The sequence below is a fragment of the Anaerosporomusa subterranea genome (assembly GCF_001611555.1).
In the GTDB taxonomy this organism is placed as follows: domain Bacteria; phylum Bacillota; class Negativicutes; order Sporomusales; family Acetonemataceae; genus Anaerosporomusa; species Anaerosporomusa subterranea.
Genome location: NZ_LSGP01000017.1, coordinates 227,128 through 244,992 on the forward strand (window position 1 = coordinate 227,128; position 17,865 = coordinate 244,992).

The window sequence follows — 17,865 nt, forward strand, 5'->3', positions numbered from 1 at the left end:
TATAACAGAAATGTATTTCCTTGTCTGATTTTTTAGATATATGATGAAATCGAAAGATTCAAAATTATGAACAAAAAATTCAGCAACATAATGTAGACAGAAAGTAGGCGTTTACTAAAGTAATTAAACGGAGATAGCTTGCTGATACTTATGTGAGGTAAAGGATGATAGTAGTGGTTGAAAAAAGATGTCGGGTTTATGATGTGGTTATTGTCGGCGGTGGTTCCGCAGGCATTGCTGCTGCAGTCGGCGCTGCAGCGCTTGGGGCGAAAACTCTGTTAATCGAACGCAGCTCATTTCTTGGCGGCCAGGCGACAAACTGTTCCATTCCAACCTATGACGGCTTTTTTACGCGAGCTGAGCCTAGCGAGCAGGTAGTCGGCGGCGTTGGCCGGCAGATTATCGACAAACTGTCGATGATGAATGCCTGTCAAAAGCCACTGCGATCTCCCTGGGGCAATGTTATGCTCCCGGTGAACAACGAAGCAGTTAAGGTTGCGCTGGACGCATGTATTGAGGAGTCAGGGGCGGACTTTTTGCTGCATACCCGGGTTATTGGGGCAGAAGTCAGCGATGGCGGAATTACAGCTGTTGAATGCGTTGATGATGGCGGGGTATTTAGCATTAAGGCTGCAGCGTTTGTAGACGCGAGCGGTGAATGCAATTTAACTGCGATGGCTAGGGGAGGATTTTTCACTCCTGATCCAGCCGATATGCAAGTGGGGACTTTGTTAATTCGATTTGGTGGTGTGTCGCAAGGGGCAGATCTTCGGCCTCAGTGCTTTAAAACGGCAATTGCCAGCGCAAAAGCAAGCGGCATCGGTCCGCTAAGTAAGGATTCCGGGTTTGTTATGCGGGTTTCCGGCTCAAACGACGTTATAGCCACTCTTGCCAACGAGAGGGTTAATGCACTCGATTCTGCCAGTTTGACTGCCGCCGAAATAGCGGCCCGCAAGCAAGCCAGAGCATACTTACAGGCACTTCGCCAATTTCTGCCTGGATTTGAAGACGCGTATATCAATCAGACTGGTCCGCAACTCGGGATTCGGGAGACCAGGCACGCTATTGGCGAATATGTGATTACCGGCGAAGACGTAGTACAGGCAAGGCGACATGAAGATGCTGTTGCCCGTGGCTGTTGGCCTGTGGAAAGGCACTCGAATGCCGGGGCGTTAGCGGCATATGAATGGATCTTGAACGATTCATACTATGATATTCCGCTGCGTTCGCTAAAAAATAAGGGATTAAGCAATTTGTGGGGAGCTGGCCGGACGGTTTCTTGTGACCTAATTGCGTTTGCTTCAGTCCGAGTTATGGGCACAGCTTTCGCAACCGGACATGCTGCCGGCGTTGCGGCAGCACTTTTTGCCCAAAAGGGATATGCGGAGATCGCGCAGGTCCAAGCTGAATTAGTAAGACAGAAAGCGATCATTTAGTTATAGAAATAGGAGGGAAAACACAGATGAATATCCGGGGAATAGAAATTACCAAGACTCAAATCGGGGTTTTTCTCATGGTATGGGCGATCTATCTATTATCGTTTACTGAACGGTTAGCGTTACCGCCAGTTTTACCGCTTATTGCGAGAGATCTAAAACTTTCTGCGGCGCAAGCAGGCAGCTATATGACGGCCTTTTATATTGGTTACGTTTGCACTCAACTGCCAGGGGGGCTTTTAACCGACCGGTTTGGTTACCGGAGGGTTCTGCTCGGCTCTTTGTTGGCCATAGGGGGATCAACTGCGCTGATGTATACAGTGTCAAGCTATGAAATGGGATTTTTCTTCAGAGTGCTAGCCGGTGTGGGATCAGGATCAATTTTTTCTTCCTGCATGCGGGCTATCTTCGAATGGTTCCCCGGGAAAGGGCGCGGGACAGCGGTTGGTATTCTGCAGACAGCCACTTCCTTTGGTTTAATGTTCGCTAACTTGCTGATCCCATTTGTATCCAGAGAGCATGATTGGCGGGTTGCATTTCTTGTCACAGGGATTCTTCCACTATTTGTACTTGGCTTTGCCTGGCTGTTCTTAAAGGAACGGAGCACTGCCGAGGAAAGAGCGGAAAAGCGGCAAACGCAACCGGCTGAGTTTTGGAAAGATGTATTGAGCCTCACAAAAAATCGCAACCTGATGGTTTTAGCACTTTCCGGTTTTTTTGCAATGGCGGCTACCTGGGGAACGGCTACATGGGCGAACACGTATATGAATAAATCATTGAATGTCTCACTGGTAACTGCAGGAGCATTAATGTCCACCTATGGATTAGCCGGTGCACTGTGCAAACCTATCTCAGGGATACTGGCAGATCTGTTTTACAATAAGAAGAAATATTTGATCAGCATATTACTGTTTTGCCTGGTTCCGTCGCTACTCTGGTTTGGATCAAATACCAATGCTCAATTGTTATATATTCTCGTCCCGATTTTGGGGATATTTGCTTTTGTTTACAGCCCGGTAATGAACACCTTGATCGGAGAACTGGTTCCGCTGCGCCTGGCAGGGACTGCTGCCGGTTTTGTCAACGCCTGCTGGCAGCTAGGTTCTTTGTTTGCGCCTTTCACGATCGGTCTGGCGTTAGACTTGACGAATAACAATTATTTTTATGCATTTGCTATATTAGCTTTGTGCGCGTTCTTATCAGGTGTAACCATACTGTTTATCAGACAAGATCATATTGTAAAAACAGTATAAAATGTAACACTACGATATCTAGGAGGTAACTTATGCTAAGAGGCGCCAGGGGTGCTACTACGGTTGAAACCAACGAAAGGCAAGAAATAATAGCGGCGGTAGGGGAACTTCTATCGGCGCTTATTCAAGAGAATGACATTCAAATTCAGGATATTGGGGCAGCTATTTTCAGCTCGACTCCGGATATTGATGCTGCATTTCCTGCGGCAGGGGCCAGGCAGTTAGGATGGACGGAGGTACCTTTATTTGGAACGCAGGAAATTGACTGTCCGACTGGAGTCCCGCAATGTATCCGGGTATTAATCCTGTGGAATACAGAGTTGTCCCAGCAATCGATTAAACATATCTATTTGAAGAATGCTTCGGTTCTTCGTCCGGATATTCCATTACCTAAACACCAGTAGCTTGGTCAGTAAAAGCAGATAAGGAGAGGCAGAAGGTACCGCTGGAAGCCGCATTCGAAAAAGCTAAAAAAGTGAAGAGGTTTTGTTACGAAATATGAGCTAGAGCTCAAAACGCGCATAGTTTAGCTGCAGTGAGTAGGGATATGACAGAATAGGCTTCTCGGTCTTTTGACTGAGAAGCCTATTTTCGGTGACGATCATTGAGTCAATCTGGGACGCTCCCTTTCCGTCATTACCGGGCAAATCAATCGGAGTGACGCTGGGATTCGTCGCAAGATATTCCAATGCGCAGGCGGCAGAGAACCGCACGAGTACCTGGAGAGCCCGGCAGCCACCGGAATATCAAGTATATTCCGTCAGGGCGTTGATAAAGGCCTGCTCCCGTAATAGAATACCTCCAGGCGGCCGAAAATGGGCTGCCTGGAGGTATTCTATTTCCTTTTTTCCTTTCATCCAGATGCCGCAGCTAAATTGCCTGCCGGCATAAAACAGCCTCTTCCATCAGGCAAACCATGGCTAAGTGAGTCTCCAGAGAACAACCATCCACACTGGATGCTACAGCGCCGTAGATGGGGTCATGAAATCCGGCATCTGCGCTCGCGCTCAATATCCGTTTCTCAGCTTCAGGCTTATGCAATGCGTCAAGAATTCCTGTGCTTGCCGCGAGTACAGCAGCAAGAGCGTAGGCGCCCCAGTTCGATATGGCTGCGGTCAGCAAGAGATCAACAGGAGTAGACGGAATGACATTAGGCAGACAAACGCTTTCCCCCGGCTTGGCGGACAGAAGATTTTCCCGGATCGCATCGGCAATATTCGCCATGCCGATCTCATTGCCGCCGTCGCCAATAGCCAAGGTGGCAATCCCCTCGCGCCGCGCCGCCATAAACAAGTAATCCAGCTTACTTTGCGGCTCGCTGATTTCCTGTCCTCCCATGTTGTGAATCAGGCCGGCGTCATTCATGCCGCCGCACTCTATCGCGATGCAGGCGGCAGGCTTGAACCGCCGGATCAGCTTGACCGCTTCACTCCGGGCTTGCTCCCGTTCACGCGGAAACGGCAGGACCGAAAGTGTAAGCAATTTATTGCGTTCGACAGAATGATGGAGAACCTCGGGCTCCAGACAATGAAAGCCCGCTGCCTGAGCGACCCGCTGCATTCCTGGAATAAGGCAATCTGTGGTCACAATCAGGGGAACCGCTTTTAGGGCCAGCCGAAGCGCCCGCGCTAAAACGACCGCTCCCGCCGGACCGTCCGATTCACCGCATTGCGGCGCCACCAAAGGCTGATCGATCCAGCCGGTGGCGATGACAACAGGATCTCCCGGCTGGACGGTATGACGCAACAAGTCTACCGCTGCCAGCAAAACAGGCTTATCGACCTTGTCCCGCGCGGCCTTATACAGCGTATGAATAACCCCTCTGCCGGAAATATCGGCATTGCTCAGCCGGTCCAGTGCTTCTGCGACTTCTGTTAATTTTGCTTCGTTCATGTTAACGGCTTCCTCTACAAGGTAATATTCCATTTTTGAATTAGTTTTTTCAACTCACCGCTCTTTTCCATATCGACAATGGTTTCTGTGGCCAATTTGGTTAAGGCTTCATTGCTCTTTTTCAAGCCTACGGCATTTCTCTGCGGTGAATAGCGGTCTTCCAGGATGACCACGCTGTCGTCGATATAACCGGACAAGATCGAAACATCGCCGCCGTATACATCGACACGACCGGAGTCAAGCGCTGTCTTGATTTCCGGGTGCGATCCGAATTCCAGAAACTGCACTTTAATGCCAAGTTTGTCCGCTTCCGCCTGCAGGTCCCTGCGAGCCGTAGCGCTTTGCGCCACCCCGATCTTCTTGCCATTCATATCCTTCAGCGACTTCATGCCCGAGCTCTTCTTGACCATAAAGCCGATATGATCGGTAACGTAGGGATCAGTAAAATTATAGCTTTTCTTGCGCTCGTCCGTAACTGTAAAACTGGCAATAGCCATATCGATCTCGCCGTTGTCAAGCAACGCTCCCCGCGTTTTCGCAGTAACAGGCAGCAACTCCAGTTTCGTCTCGTCGCCAAGGACTTTTTTTGCCATCGCCCGGGCAATGTCAATTTCCAGTCCGTCAATTTTATTCGTTAGCGGATCTTTGTAGCCAAATTTAGGTACATCCACCTTGACACCGACCTTCAGCACGCCGCGGTCTTTTATCGCTTTTATCTCTGCGGCTTCGCCGCCCTTTCCTCCCTGCTGCGCCGGCTGGCTGCCGCCGCATCCTGACACAAACAGCATGAGTCCCATCATCAGGCACATGACAAAAACAGCGAATCGTTTCATGACTATCTACTCCTCTTTATTTTCGATTTTTATCAACCATGTAAAAAACACGAATGCCTTGCCCGAATACGATCGACCTGTCCCTCCTCTCCTGGCGGGAAATAAAAAAAGCGCCTCGTCTCCAAATGGAGACAGGCACCATTGCCAGCCACTATATTATCAACCGGAAGCGAGTTTTCTCTTCCTTACAGCTATAATAAATAATTATATCCTAAATGTCAACTAGATAATTGCAGGATGCAGAAATTACTCGCGTTTTAAAAACGTGGGTAATTTTTTGATTTTTTACTCAAGTTCTATTGATATAGGAAGGAGTTTGTCGTTTGGAGCAGAACTTTTTTTGCGAAAAGAAGTTGCGTAAGTGGCGACGCGCATTTATATAAACGTTCTGACGGAGGTCTCCCATGTGCTTAACCTGCAGACTCATTCAACAAGAAATCACTCCCCCGGGCGGCATTATTCATCAAACTAGCTGCCTTATACTTCACCAATGCTTGGATATTAACATCCCTGGTTATTTAATCCTCTCCCCAATACGCCACGTAACCCACTACCAGGACCTTGCGGCTGCCGAATTAACGGCCATACATACTATACTCCATCAATCGGCAAGAATTCTGCAAGAGTTACCCGATGTAGACAAGGTATATATCTGTAGTCTAGGAGAAGAGACTACCCATTTTCACTTTCACATCTTCCCCCGATATCAGTGGATGCTGGATTGTCCATCCGAATCAATTTATACCGGTGACAAAGTAGACGGGGCCAAGCTGTTTTCGTTTATGCGTATCAAGTATAAGACTTCGACCGCTGCGCTGTTATCCAATGAAGTCATTGCTACTGTGGATTATATAAGGAATAAATTAGTTGCTCGAAGTGCTCAATCGCAGGAGTCAGAAGAAGAGTCTGACGTGGGAAGGATTTGCAAAGCTTGAGGAGCGATTCCCGCTTTGGCTGACTGCCCCAATCGGCAGTTTTTGGAATAGCATGAAAAATAATGAGCCAGACTAGATGTTCACTTTTCAAAAATGTTATACTAATAAATAGCGAATAAATACTTTTTGTTGAAATTGATTTCATAGGGAGGGACTTGAATGAAAAAACTATTTATACTCAGTCTTGCAGTCGTGATGATTATAACGACAGGCACATCTTTTGCTGCACCAAACAGCCTTACTGAAATCGGCAATGGTGTAAAATGGCAGGAAGGCATAGTTACGGCAACCGGCACAGGAGTTCGGCCACACAATATAGTGAGTGATGCCCAGGGAACTGCACTCGCTCGCAGAGCAGCCGTAGTAGATGCTTACCGTGGACTCGCCGAACAGATTTACGGAGTACAGGTCGATAGCAATACAACTGTCGAGCAGTTAATGGTAGTAGAAGACACGACAAAAACATCCGTATCGGGCCTAATTAAAAACGCTAAGATTTTAAAAGAAAAACAATTGCCTAATGGTACATACCAAGTAATATTGAGCGTCAATCTATTTGGAGCGCAAGATAGTGTGGCCGCCAGTATCTGGACTAACAAGCCACCTGCTATAGCTACGCCGGCACCAATCCAGCCGTTTGAAACTGTGCAGCTGCAAAATAGAATGGTACCGATAAATTCAGTTACCGGAGTTATTGTAGATTGTCGCGGTCTAAATCTTGATCGGGTAATGTCACCGATCATTACAGATGATTCTGGTCGTGTTATTTATGGAGCCCAATATATTGATGTCAGTTCCATTATTAACTATGGTGGGGTAGGCTATGCGGGTCCTGACAATCCAAACGATGTTATGCGGGCTGGGGCTCAGCCAATTCATGTAAAAGCGTTGAGCCTTAATGATTTTAATAGAAATCCCGTGATCTCTAGAGAAGATGCAGACAAAATCTTATCAGCAAACTCGGAATCCGGCTTTCTTCGGAGCTGTCCTGTAGTTTTCCTTCAATAACTACGAAACTACGACGGCAGCCAAACAGCTACTCATTGTATGTGTATAGTTTCAGTATAAGGGTGGTTTACTTTGCAAGTAATAAAAATCATGGTTATCACGTTGATTGTAATTGCACAATGCCTATTAGTATCAGCACAGACAATCCTTGTAGACGGACAAGGGCCAACACGTGATGCAGCGCTGCACGACGCTATGCGTCAGGCCGTTGAACAAGCGGTGGGAACTTTAATTGACTCTCAAACGCTGGTACAAAACAATATGGTGTTAAAAGACGAGATATATGCAAAATCACAGGGTTATATCCGTGACTATACTATTCTAAGCGAGAAACAAGCGGGTGGTTTATTTACTTTACAGGCCAATGTAACAGTTGACTCGCAACCCAACTCAGCCTTAATGACAAAACTTCAACGTTTAAAAATAATTGATATGGGGTTGCGTGATCCCAGAATTGGTGTCGTAATTAAAGAATACTACATACGTCCTATCCCTGATCCGGCCGCCGAAACAGCAGTTATCGATCAATTAGCCGAAGCTGGATTCCGTAGAATTGTAGATCCCAACAGCTTAGCTCAAATCCGTCGGTCGGACACTGTTAAGGCAATAATTCATGGAGACACTCAAGCAGCCCTGCCGATGATGCTAAAAGACAGAATGGACTACTTAATCGTAGGCGAAGGTTTTGCCGAATATGCCGGCCGGGACCCAGGAGGCAGTATTATATCCTGTCGCGCCCGAGTAGAAGCCAGGCTCATAAAGGTGGATACAGGCGAAATTATAGCCGCTCAAGGTTTTCATACTGGCGGCATCGATGTAACAGAATTCACGGCCGCTAAAAAGTCTCTAAATAATGCCGGCAAAGCTGCAGGCAAATATTTTGCCGAAAAACTCCTTACCTATGCAGCCAACCCGGAAAAAGGTATACAAATTAAAGTCATCGGAGTCAATGACTATTCCCTGGTAAATTTATTAAGTCGCTCAATTAAGCAGCAAACAGGCATTACTAACGTGTTTTTACGTGATTTTCAACAGGGAGCCGCTATGCTTGATATTAACTATACAGGCTCCCCGTCTGTGTTGGCTGAACAGTTAGAAGCTATGCCGCAATTACCTATCAAAGTCATCGAAGTATCCAACAACTGTATTACAATTTCCCTTAAGTGATACAAAATAAGGACAGTTGCAAATTTGCTAACTGTCCTTGCATCGTTTAAAAATCGTGTTTGCCTGACCAGCCTAGCCCCAAAAATCCACGCTGTTTTTTCTTTAATTTCTTTACTGCAGCATCGCCCGGCTGAATGTCTTTCTTTACTTTTGCGTCCTCTGAATCTTTGACTTTAGCAATACAAATGGAATCAAAAACTTCCGTCACTTCAAGTTCGCCAGCATTTCTCTTCATTACAATAAGTTCACCGGTTACCGGATGGCGCATAGTACTGCTGGCGCTATTAACTTCAAAGATATCACCAGTAGTAACATTGTGGTTAGTGCCTAAATCAATAACATATTGGCCAGCTTCACTTTTAATTATATAGCCCTGCAATGGAATAAATTTGTATATTTTCCTTACAGAATCATACGCCGCTTCGGCAAGAGCGCCGTTAATATCGTCGTCATAATTGGTAACTGCTGTCTGATCAGACCAAACGATCTGTCCATTTTGGACATCAATTAATTTTAGCGTAAGCACAACAGTAGTCTTTTTTGTACCTTCCACCCATTCATTCCGATTGCGTTTTTTATTGTAATAATTATGTCCGGGCTCTTTCACCGAATCGCCATCAACAGATCCCGTCAGCAGATAATTCAGCCCAAGAATACCACCTAATTCTGTAACAGAGGCTTCATTAATATATCCTTTGGCACCCAAGCTTTGTTCAGCAAAAACCCTGGATAATTCATTTCGTTCCACGACAATACAAGACTTTAACTTCGTTAAATCAGCAGTAATTGTCTCAGCGGCAATAGATCCAAACTGGCTGTACTGACTGTCGTTTTTTAATGTAAGAACACCAATCTTTTTCGCAGGAGTTCCATTTGCTAAAACGGCACTAGAAATAACCAATAGCAACAAACCAGTTAAGATGACTACAACAAAACTTTTTCGCATGCATACCCTCCTGTATATCTTCAAATTGTAACATCGTCTTATTGTAATTCAATTTTTTACAGCTATGTCCTCCTAATTTAGAAAAATATGCCACAATTGGAAAGTTGCTGTCGAATAGAAGCGTACCTCTCGGCGTGGTAGTTGAGTTTGGTTGTTCAAGTCAAAAACCGTCCCGTGCGCCAAGAAGCGCACGGAGTATAGCAGGAGCCGAATGCCTTAATTGGGCACGTCCGGTTCCGTGAGGGGAGCTGGGGCGTGAGCACCGCTACTACTCGACAGAAGGGCAGGGGACCTGTCCCCTCGTCTCCTGAGCTGAAATATATAAGTTTTTTCATGATACATGCATTCTTTTTAGCGCCTTTTTAAAATTTTATGCTAAAATAATAAGGTAATTCTAGCATTGAAAAAGAGGACGATAAAAAGAATGACAGCGTGGAATGTGTTTGAAATTTTGGGAATTGTGGCCTTTGCCGTTTCGGGAGCGTTAACTGGAATCCGTAACCGGCTGGATATATTTGGCGTCCTGGTTCTGGCCATCATCACCGCAATTGGTGGCGGGATACTGCGGGATGTAATTCTTGGCAATACGCCGCCATTGACGTTTCGTGATCCGACCTTCTTTATCATTAGCTGTGTGTCTGCGGTTTGTGTATTTTTTACCTATCATTGGCTGGATCGATACAAAAATACGATTCAGGTGCTTGACGCCATCGGTTTGGGCGCGTTTACCGCGACCAGTGCGAATCTGGCAATTCAGCACAATCTGGATTCCTTGTTTATTGTCACGGCCATTTCAGTTATTACCGGCATTGGCGGCAGCGTGACGCGGGATATGATTGTTAAGGAAATTCCTTATGTATTCCGGCAGGAGGTCTATGCGATCAATGTCATCATCGGCGCTGCGTTTCTGTACTATGCGCAGCAGTATCTGCCCGGTAACATTCCTTTATACCTTTGCTTTACCGTTACGACAGTCCTGCGGCTTTGCTGCATTAAATACGGCTGGAATTTCCCGGTTCTCGGCATGGATTCCAAGAAAGCGATATCCGGCCCGCGCAAATCCTGACAAAGACTGTGCTGTGATCATAGTAAAAGCACAAGCGCCATGAGATTGTCTCGTGGCGCTTGTGTCATTGGTTCCACAGCGCCACACATAAGTGCAAACTAAAAGGAATTTTATAGAAAAAGATTGCAGCGGTGCAATGTTTATTTACATAACGCAAACAACTTGCTATAATGGCGGTGAGTATAACAGGAAAATTGTAATCACAGTTATAGTAATTAAAATGATTATTAAAATTTATTGAATACAAGGAGTTAAGGTCAATGAACAAATCAAGAATAATGTTGATTACCACATTAATAATTGCTTCGGTATTATTGCTTTCGGCGTGTACAAAGGCAACTAGTGATTCGAAGGCTGAAGTTGTAGCAGGAGCCTTAAATTCGTCTTATTTGATTGGAAAGGAAAGCATAACTCTTGTCAACGGTGTGTTTGAAAAACCAGCTGCACCAGGTTCTGCGGCAGTGAATAAAACACAAGTGTGGGATCAACCGGTTATCGGGGATTTAAATGCTGACGGGAAAGAGGATGCGGCTGTTTGTTTGGTTAACTCTCCAGGTGGCAGTGGTACGTTTTATTATATAGCTGCTGCTATAAAAGATGCGAATACGAAAAGCTATAAAGGAACAAACGCGGTATTATTGGGCGATAGAATTCAACTTTCGAAAATAAGCATTGAAAATAGTGTCATAACCGTAGTATACAATGCCCGTAAACCAGGTGAGCCAATGGCCGTGGCTCCTACTGTCACAGTTTCCAGGAGATTTTTGGTTGATAATGGCTTGGTCAAAGAAATAATCGATGAAAGTGCTACCAATAAGACTTCGTATAATCTTATAAGAACGGCACATAAAAATAGCAGTAACGTTAATTTTCCACAGCTATCAGGATTCAAAGGTCAGATGTTAATGGACTATATGAATCAAAGCCTGAGAAAGGTTGCAGACAAATATGTCGGTAAAGATGAATATACTGATGTGAAAATTGACTACACTGTAACAAGGCAGGATGATGCGGCTCTTAGTGTCGTATTCAAGGGAACTGCTGTAATGAAGAATATCGGAAATATCAAGATTATGGAAAGTATAAACCTCGATGTCGGGCAATCTTCTAATGAGATTAAATACGATAACCTAATCAAGAATACCGACGAGGCTAAATTAAATTTAAAGAATAGCCTCAAGCAGGCTGCGGAACAAAAAGGCATTAAAGGCGGATTTCAGGCTGAAGGCGTACGAATATACTTTACAAATACGGACATAGTATTCTTTTACATGCCGCCGGATGATAGTGCCAAGGAGTTTGTGGAATTGAGTATTCCGAAAGTTGAAATAGAACCATACCTAAACAATGATTTTGGACCTAAACCTGCTTCGTAGATTACCCTTAGTCTTCTTTTTATCCTTCGCACGGCCTGGGGACTTTCGGGGTCAGGCCTCACTATTTACACTAATGGTAAAATATGATAGTATGGCCTCAGAAGAGAACGGCAGGATGGTGGCGCCAGTATGGCAAGACAATCGAGAATTCATTATGCGGGAGCTCTGTATCATATTATAGCTCGCGGCAACAACCGAGAAGTTGTGTTTCATGATGGAGATGATAAGTCAAAGTACCTTGCCCTCGTTGAACGATATAAACAGAAGTACCAGTTTCATCTGTACGCCTACGCGATCATGGATAACCATGTCCACCTGCTGGGAGGAGTTGCAGATGAACCACTTTCTAAAATCATGCAGGGGATTCAGCAGAGCTATACCCAATACTATAATCGTAAATATGACAGAGTGGGACACGTCTTCGAACAGCGATATAAGGCAAAGCTGTGTAATAGTGATCAGTATCTTGTAAGCCTATTGCGGTATATTCATCAGAATCCCTTAAAGGCCGGGACCTCTCAAACCTGTTGGACTAGTCATCCTGCGTATCAGACTGGAAACAGCAATATCGTGGATACGGAATTTATATTATCGATGCTTTCTAATAACAAAACGAAGGCGATCCAGAAGTATATGGAATATATGGAAGTAGAACTGTCGGAGATTCAGCAAACCGAGACTTTTGAGCATATATATTCGATGCCGAAGACAACAGAAACATCCGAGGCGTCAGAAGCCTCGCCCGTCACTTTTGATGAATTATTGACAACAGTAGCATCAGTTAGCGAGATCAATAAAGAGCGGATCATGCACGAAAGACATGATCGTCGAGTGGTAGAGGCGAGAAATATCCTCATCTACGTAGCCGTTCGGATGGGAGTAATGACCAAAACAGAGTTGACCAAGGTGCTGCCCCTAAGCATGAGCGGGATTATTGGAGGGTACAACAAAGTCGTTGACAGAGATGAGCTGAAGCGCCTGGCAGAGAAGATTAGCAAACAATTTGTGTAAAGAGTGAGGCCTGACCCCGAAGCGCTGCGAAACGGCTGCGGGCCGCATGTTGCACGGTCTGACGCCGGGGCCCATGCTGTTCCAGGAAAATCCCGATTTTGTCTGGACTGTAATCGCCAGTTTTTATGTCGGCAATGTCGCTTTGTTGATCATCAACCTGCCGCTGGCGAATTTGTGGGCTAAAGTTATTTTAGTGCCCTATAAGCTGCTGTATCCGTTTATTCTGATCTTTTGTATTATCGGCGCCTATAGCATCAATAATCAGGTGTGGGACATTGGTGTGATGCTGCTGTTCGGCGTAATCGGGTATTTGATGAAAAAGCTGGATATTCCGATGACTGCTACCGTCCTGACCTTTGTGCTGGGGCAGCAGATTGAGAGCGCGCTGGTTCAATCCTTGATCATATCGCAAGGCAGCTGGCTGATTTTCTTCCAACGGCCGGTATCGGCAGCGCTAATGGGATTAGTTGCGATTATTCTTGTTGTTGGCATCTATAGCAGCGTCAAGAATAAGCGCGATATGCTTGCGGATGATTTAGAGGTCTGATGCCGGATTAGTCAGGCGCGCTTGGCGGCTGTCCCGAAATGGTTTGGCTGCCGCAGGCGGTTATGGTTAAACCAGGCGGACTTGACGAATAAGGTGGCTTTGGTGGCTTATCTGATCAGATAGACAGGAGCGAGTTGTGAAAGCCCCGCTCCTGTCTTTTCTTCAGAGAATATCTTCGTAAGATAATCACAGTCAATAATTCATCGCAATTTTTATCCGCGCGGGAGATTGTCGTTTTTGTTTATCTATGTAACAATAATTATCAATTAGTATTTGTTTTGAACATAGCTTTGCTTTGCAGCTACAATCAAAGAAGGGGATGCCATTATTATGAAAATCTCAACACTGAAAATGCGTTTACTGCTGATTCTACTACCGTTCTTTTTACTTTCGTTTGCCGCCCTGGCCGGAGCCGGTTATTATCTGTCGCAGCAGGCTCTCAGTCAAAGTGTTGAAGAAACTGCCCTGTCTATCGGGACTGATTACTCTCACCGGGTTGAATCGTATGTTCATGAAGCCGCTCTCCAATTGGAGTCTTTTTCCGCGATTAAAGAGATCTATAACCCTGCTGACAAACAATTGCTGCTGAATGCGCTCAACGAAAGCAAACAGCGGTTAGAGAATCTGGAGAGTATAACCTATATCGGGCTGGACGGTTCCGGTCTCCGCCCTGACGGCACGATTGTGCAATTGGGTGAACGCGGATACTTTCAACAGGCGGTCGCTACGAAAAAGCCAGTCGTTTCGGAGGTTTTAACCTCTAAGACAACCGGTAAAGTCGCCATTAATGTGGCTGTGCCGGTAACCTTTAACGGACAGCTGACCGGCGTATTGACAGGAACAATTTCGCTTGAAAAACTCAGCAGTCTGATTAAAGGCTTGCAGTTTCAGGATACCGGCTATGGCGTGATTGCCGATCGTGCGGGCAATGTCCTGATTCACCCCCGGCTGCCCGAGGTTGTTGGCAAGTTGAACTTTACCGAGAAAAAAGTCAACCCTGAGCTGAAGCTTAAACAGTCGGAAATGGATGATCATTTACTCGGTTTGTTCAAAACCGCCGCCGAGACGGGAACGGCAACAAGAGGCATCTATACGTTTGTCGATGGTGTGACCAGAATCGGCGTATTTAGCCCGATCGACCTGATCGGCAGCCAGCGCTGGGTTATGATTGTCACCGCGCCGGAAGCGGAAGCCATGCAGCGGATCACATCATTAGCGAGGGTTATGCTGCTGGTATCGATTGTTTGCCTGGTCTTAGCCATTATCTTTATCCTGTTCATCAGCAAACGGATTGCAGCTCCGATTACCCTGCTGCGCGATGAATGTCTGCGCCTGGCGCAGGGGGATCTGCGCGAACAAGAAACCAGCATTCGCTCTGACGATGAAATCGGTCAGCTGGCGCAGGGATTTCAAACCATGCGCGGCCATTTGCGCTCACTGGTCGGTCAGATTCAGTCGCAGTCCGGGCAGTTGGCCGCTTCCAGCCAGGAATTGACCGCCAGCGCCCAGCAGTCGGCCGATGCCGCCAATCAGGTAGCCGGGTCTATCACTGAAATTGCCGGCGGCGCTGAAGCGCAGGCGGCAGCTGCCGCACACATCATGACGATTGCCGAAACCATATCGGCCCAGGTATCACAGATTGCCCGCAACGCCAGCGATGTGTCAGGCACGGCGATGACAACCTCTCAAACGGCCGAGCAGGGACGGCAGGTGGTCGATAAAACCGTTGGCCAGATGAGTGAAATTGACAAAAGCACCGCTGCCTCTCAGTCGATGATTGTCGAGCTGAGCAAAAGCTCTCAAGAAATCAGGGAAATCGTGACATTGATATCCACCATTGCCGGCCAGACCAATCTGCTGGCGCTCAATGCCGCTATTGAAGCAGCCCGGGCCGGCGAGCAGGGACGCGGCTTTGCCGTCGTAGCCGATGAAGTCCGCACTTTGGCGGAAGCATCCCGCCAAGCCGCCCAAAAGATTGGTGCGCTGGTGGAAAAGAATGAAGCCAATCTACGGCACGTCGTTGCCGCTTCGCAGACTGAAGCAGCCGGCATTCGCACCGGCATTGCTCTGGTTCACGATACCGGCGAAACCTTCAAAACGATCGTAGACGCTATTCTGCAGTTAACCGGTCAGGTTGAAGCAATCTCCGGCTCTATCCGCCAGATTGACGCCGGCAGCCAGGATCTGGTCCGGTCAATCCGGGGAGTTGAAACAGCCAGCAAGAATGCGGCGGCTGAATCGCAAACCATTTCGGCGGCTACAGAGGAGCAATCCGCGTCGATGCAGGAGATTGCCTCGTCCAGTCAAAGCCTGGCTATGTTCGCCGCCGACCTGCAGACTGCGATCGAAAAATTCCGGTTATAACTGAAGCATACACCGGAAGGAATGGCCGATCTGCAGCGAATAAATAGACCCGGAGGAGAACGCTCCTTCGGGTCTATTTATAGTTTACACCGGATATTGGGTGCGGCCTAACATTGCTCCTCGCTCATTCCAGGCTCTTTAATCCGCCAGTTCACCCAGGCGGCAATAATGGCAAACAGTAAGGCGATTACCCAGAATACAGACGGTATGCCCAGCGCCAGCGCAATCGCGCCGCCGCTCAGCGGTCCGATCACGCTGCCAAGCTGCACCGCCCCTGTGGTTACGCCGTAGGCGACTCCCTGCCTGGCGCGCGGGATGAGGAAAGGGACTTTCGGGGTCAGGCCTCACTATTAATACTAATAATGAAATATGATAGCATGGCCTCAGAAGAGAACGTCAGGATAGGCTGTGGCCCGCATGGCATGACAATCAAGAATTCACTATGCGGGAGCTCTGTATCATACCATAGCTGCGGCACAACCGAGAAGCACTCTTAAAGAATTACTGACAACGGTAGCTTCAGTCAACAAGATCAATAAAGAACGGATCATTCACGAAAGACATGACCTTCGGGTGGTAGAGGCGAGAAATATACTTATCTACGTAGCCGTTCGGATGGGAGAAATGGCAAAAACAAAATTGAGCAAGGTGCTGCCCCTTAGCATGAGCGGGATTATTAGAGAGTACAGCAAAATCGATGACAGAGATATTCAGGCGTCTGTGCAGAGAAGATTAGTAAGCAATATTGTGTTAAGAGTGAGGCCTGACCCTGAAGCGTCCATCAGACGAACAAAAGTGAAAGTTTAATTTAAACCATGTTCACTTACTGATAAGGGAATAAGAAAGATGAAGGCAATGCAGGATGTCTCGATAAGGCAGTTAGCAAGGATAATAGGATATCGAAGAGTGTGATTGATAGAATCTGATTGGGACGATGGACCTGCCCCCTTGCCCCTCATAATCAAAGTACATAATGATGAATTATTTATTCATAGTGATAATCAAGCATTTTCATAAGTTTCTCGGTATCAGCCAACCTTTTCACCGCCTTTGATTTTGCCACTTGCGATAATTCTGCTACCAAAAGATCGGCAATATATAGCGGTCCAGTCATCGAATTGTGATAAGATAAACTATCATATTCGCAAGGCAATATAATGTCCGAGTAGGGCACTAAAGGTGCTGCAAACCCATCAGTAATAGTTATTATTGATGGGGATCTTAATTCCCGAATTGCTTTTACCATTTCTATTGTGGATTTTGCGTAGCGCGGTAAGCTAACCACAATCATCAAATCATCTGCGGTAATACTTGATATTCGATCAATATCTTGTCCCACCGGGGAAAGCAACTCGCAATTGTCCAATTGTTGGCTTAAACACTGATACAAAAAGTATGAAATTGTAAATGATGTTCTTGCGCCTAACAAATAAATGGTTTTTGCTTTTTTTATAAATTGTATTGATTCTTGGATCACTTCTTCAGATAGCATCGCTTGGGTATTTTTAATGTTGTTTATCTGTTTTTCAGCACACTTCACTATAAGAGAAGCATCATTAACCGTTTCCAAGTTCTTCGCCAGTCTAGATTCAGGAGTTAATTTGTTGCGAATATAGTTTTGAAGTTCTTTCTGTAAGTCGGAATATCCGCTAAATCCTAGACTAAAAGAAAAACGCATAACAGTAGTGGTGCTGGTGCCTATACTTGCGGCTATTTGATCAAGAGTTTGAAAAGAGGCCTCAACCAGATTATCTTGAATGTATTCAGAGACCTGAAGCTGTGCCTTTGTTAAATTATTAGAGCTGCTTTGAATTTTCTGCAGTATATTCAGTTCCATTATATCATCCTAACTAATTCAATAGTATTTACTACTATTATAGTATCTTAATTTATGAATTGGCAATGTTCTTAGAATTATTAATTATATTCTTGACATTTGATAAACGGGGTAGTAATCTATAGCTATAATTGTCGTATTTAATACAACAATATTATAATTATAATAGTATTTAATACTAAAGTTCGATCGG

The 17,865-nt window shown here is 46.0% G+C and carries 17 protein-coding genes; 12 read left to right on the top strand and 5 right to left on the bottom strand.

All coding sequences use genetic code 11. The features are described 5' to 3' along the window. The first annotated feature begins 173 nt into the window (after nt 1-173). The 3 genes from AXX12_RS08610 to aroH are packed head-to-tail and all read left to right on the top strand — an operon-like array spanning nt 174 to nt 3,093. Nucleotides 174-1,436 carry an FAD-dependent oxidoreductase gene (locus AXX12_RS08610; protein WP_231881846.1) on the top strand — a complete coding sequence of 421 codons (1,263 nt, stop codon included), beginning with the start codon at nt 174-176 and terminating at the stop codon, nt 1,434-1,436. A gap of 26 nt (nt 1,437-1,462) precedes the next feature. Then, nucleotides 1,463-2,689 (top strand): MFS transporter, encoded by a 1,227-nt coding sequence (locus AXX12_RS08615; protein WP_066241008.1) that lies wholly within the window; start codon nt 1,463-1,465, stop codon nt 2,687-2,689. A 32-nt stretch (nt 2,690-2,721) separates the two neighbouring features. After that, nucleotides 2,722-3,093 carry a chorismate mutase gene (aroH, locus tag AXX12_RS08620; RefSeq protein WP_066241010.1) on the top strand — a complete coding sequence of 124 codons (372 nt, stop codon included), beginning with the start codon at nt 2,722-2,724 and terminating at the stop codon, nt 3,091-3,093. A 466-nt stretch (nt 3,094-3,559) separates the two neighbouring features. Here the strand turns inward: aroH and AXX12_RS08625 are convergent, their stop codons facing one another. Both AXX12_RS08625 and AXX12_RS08630 read right to left on the bottom strand, forming a co-directional pair. Next, nucleotides 3,560-4,582, bottom strand: a complete 1,023-nt coding sequence (locus AXX12_RS08625; protein WP_066241014.1) for a glutamate cyclase domain-containing protein — start codon at nt 4,580-4,582, stop codon at nt 3,560-3,562. A 14-nt stretch (nt 4,583-4,596) separates the two neighbouring features. After that, on the bottom strand, nt 4,597-5,415 hold the full coding sequence (locus AXX12_RS08630) for a transporter substrate-binding domain-containing protein (RefSeq protein ID WP_066241017.1): 819 nt from the start codon (nt 5,413-5,415) through the stop codon (nt 4,597-4,599). A gap of 404 nt (nt 5,416-5,819) precedes the next feature. Here AXX12_RS08630 and AXX12_RS08635 point away from each other — a divergent pair, with 404 nt between their 5' ends. From AXX12_RS08635 to AXX12_RS08645, 3 genes are all read left to right on the top strand, one after another. Further along, nucleotides 5,820-6,350, top strand: coding sequence for an HIT family protein (locus tag AXX12_RS08635; RefSeq protein WP_066241020.1), 531 nt, complete (start codon nt 5,820-5,822; stop codon nt 6,348-6,350). Between the two features lie 159 nt (nt 6,351-6,509). Continuing rightward, nucleotides 6,510-7,358: an LPP20 family lipoprotein gene (locus AXX12_RS08640; RefSeq protein WP_066241023.1), complete on the top strand. Its 849-nt coding sequence runs from the start codon at nt 6,510-6,512 to the stop codon at nt 7,356-7,358. 72 nt (nt 7,359-7,430) lie between these two features. Further along, complete coding sequence (locus AXX12_RS08645) at nt 7,431-8,525, top strand: hypothetical protein (protein WP_066241025.1); 1,095 nt, start codon at nt 7,431-7,433, stop codon at nt 8,523-8,525. A 46-nt stretch (nt 8,526-8,571) separates the two neighbouring features. Here AXX12_RS08645 and AXX12_RS08650 read toward each other — a convergent pair whose 3' ends face one another. Next, nucleotides 8,572-9,471, bottom strand: a complete 900-nt coding sequence (locus tag AXX12_RS08650; RefSeq protein ID WP_066241030.1) for a CsgG/HfaB family protein — start codon at nt 9,469-9,471, stop codon at nt 8,572-8,574. Nucleotides 9,472-9,895: 424 nt separating this feature from the next. On the opposite strand from AXX12_RS08650, the gene AXX12_RS08655 reads away from it, so the two are divergent. The 5 genes from AXX12_RS08655 to AXX12_RS08675 all read left to right on the top strand — a co-directional run bounded on the left by AXX12_RS08655 (nt 9,896) and on the right by AXX12_RS08675 (nt 15,835). Continuing rightward, nucleotides 9,896-10,537, top strand: a complete 642-nt coding sequence (locus AXX12_RS08655; protein WP_066241032.1) for a trimeric intracellular cation channel family protein — start codon at nt 9,896-9,898, stop codon at nt 10,535-10,537. Between the two features lie 260 nt (nt 10,538-10,797). Further along, entirely contained in the window at nt 10,798-11,913 is a 1,116-nt protein-coding gene (locus tag AXX12_RS08660; RefSeq protein WP_066241035.1) for a hypothetical protein, read from the top strand. 129 nt (nt 11,914-12,042) lie between these two features. Next, nucleotides 12,043-12,924, top strand: coding sequence for a transposase (locus AXX12_RS08665; protein WP_066241038.1), 882 nt, complete (start codon nt 12,043-12,045; stop codon nt 12,922-12,924). A 46-nt stretch (nt 12,925-12,970) separates the two neighbouring features. Then, entirely contained in the window at nt 12,971-13,471 is a 501-nt protein-coding gene (locus tag AXX12_RS08670) for a tripartite tricarboxylate transporter permease (protein WP_066241042.1), read from the top strand. Nucleotides 13,472-13,801: 330 nt separating this feature from the next. Continuing rightward, nucleotides 13,802-15,835, top strand: coding sequence for a methyl-accepting chemotaxis protein (locus AXX12_RS08675; RefSeq protein ID WP_066241043.1), 2,034 nt, complete (start codon nt 13,802-13,804; stop codon nt 15,833-15,835). Between the two features lie 107 nt (nt 15,836-15,942). Here the strand turns inward: AXX12_RS08675 and AXX12_RS20160 are convergent, their stop codons facing one another. After that, a complete protein-coding gene (locus tag AXX12_RS20160) occupies nt 15,943-16,104 on the bottom strand; it encodes a hypothetical protein (protein WP_407922247.1) in 162 nt (53 codons plus the stop codon). A 355-nt stretch (nt 16,105-16,459) separates the two neighbouring features. Here AXX12_RS20160 and AXX12_RS19275 point away from each other — a divergent pair, with 355 nt between their 5' ends. Further along, nucleotides 16,460-16,642: a hypothetical protein gene (locus AXX12_RS19275; protein WP_156478615.1), complete on the top strand. Its 183-nt coding sequence runs from the start codon at nt 16,460-16,462 to the stop codon at nt 16,640-16,642. A gap of 178 nt (nt 16,643-16,820) precedes the next feature. Here the strand turns inward: AXX12_RS19275 and AXX12_RS08680 are convergent, their stop codons facing one another. Next, a complete protein-coding gene (locus tag AXX12_RS08680; RefSeq protein WP_066241047.1) occupies nt 16,821-17,672 on the bottom strand; it encodes a MurR/RpiR family transcriptional regulator in 852 nt (283 codons plus the stop codon). Nucleotides 17,673-17,865 lie beyond the last annotated feature (193 nt).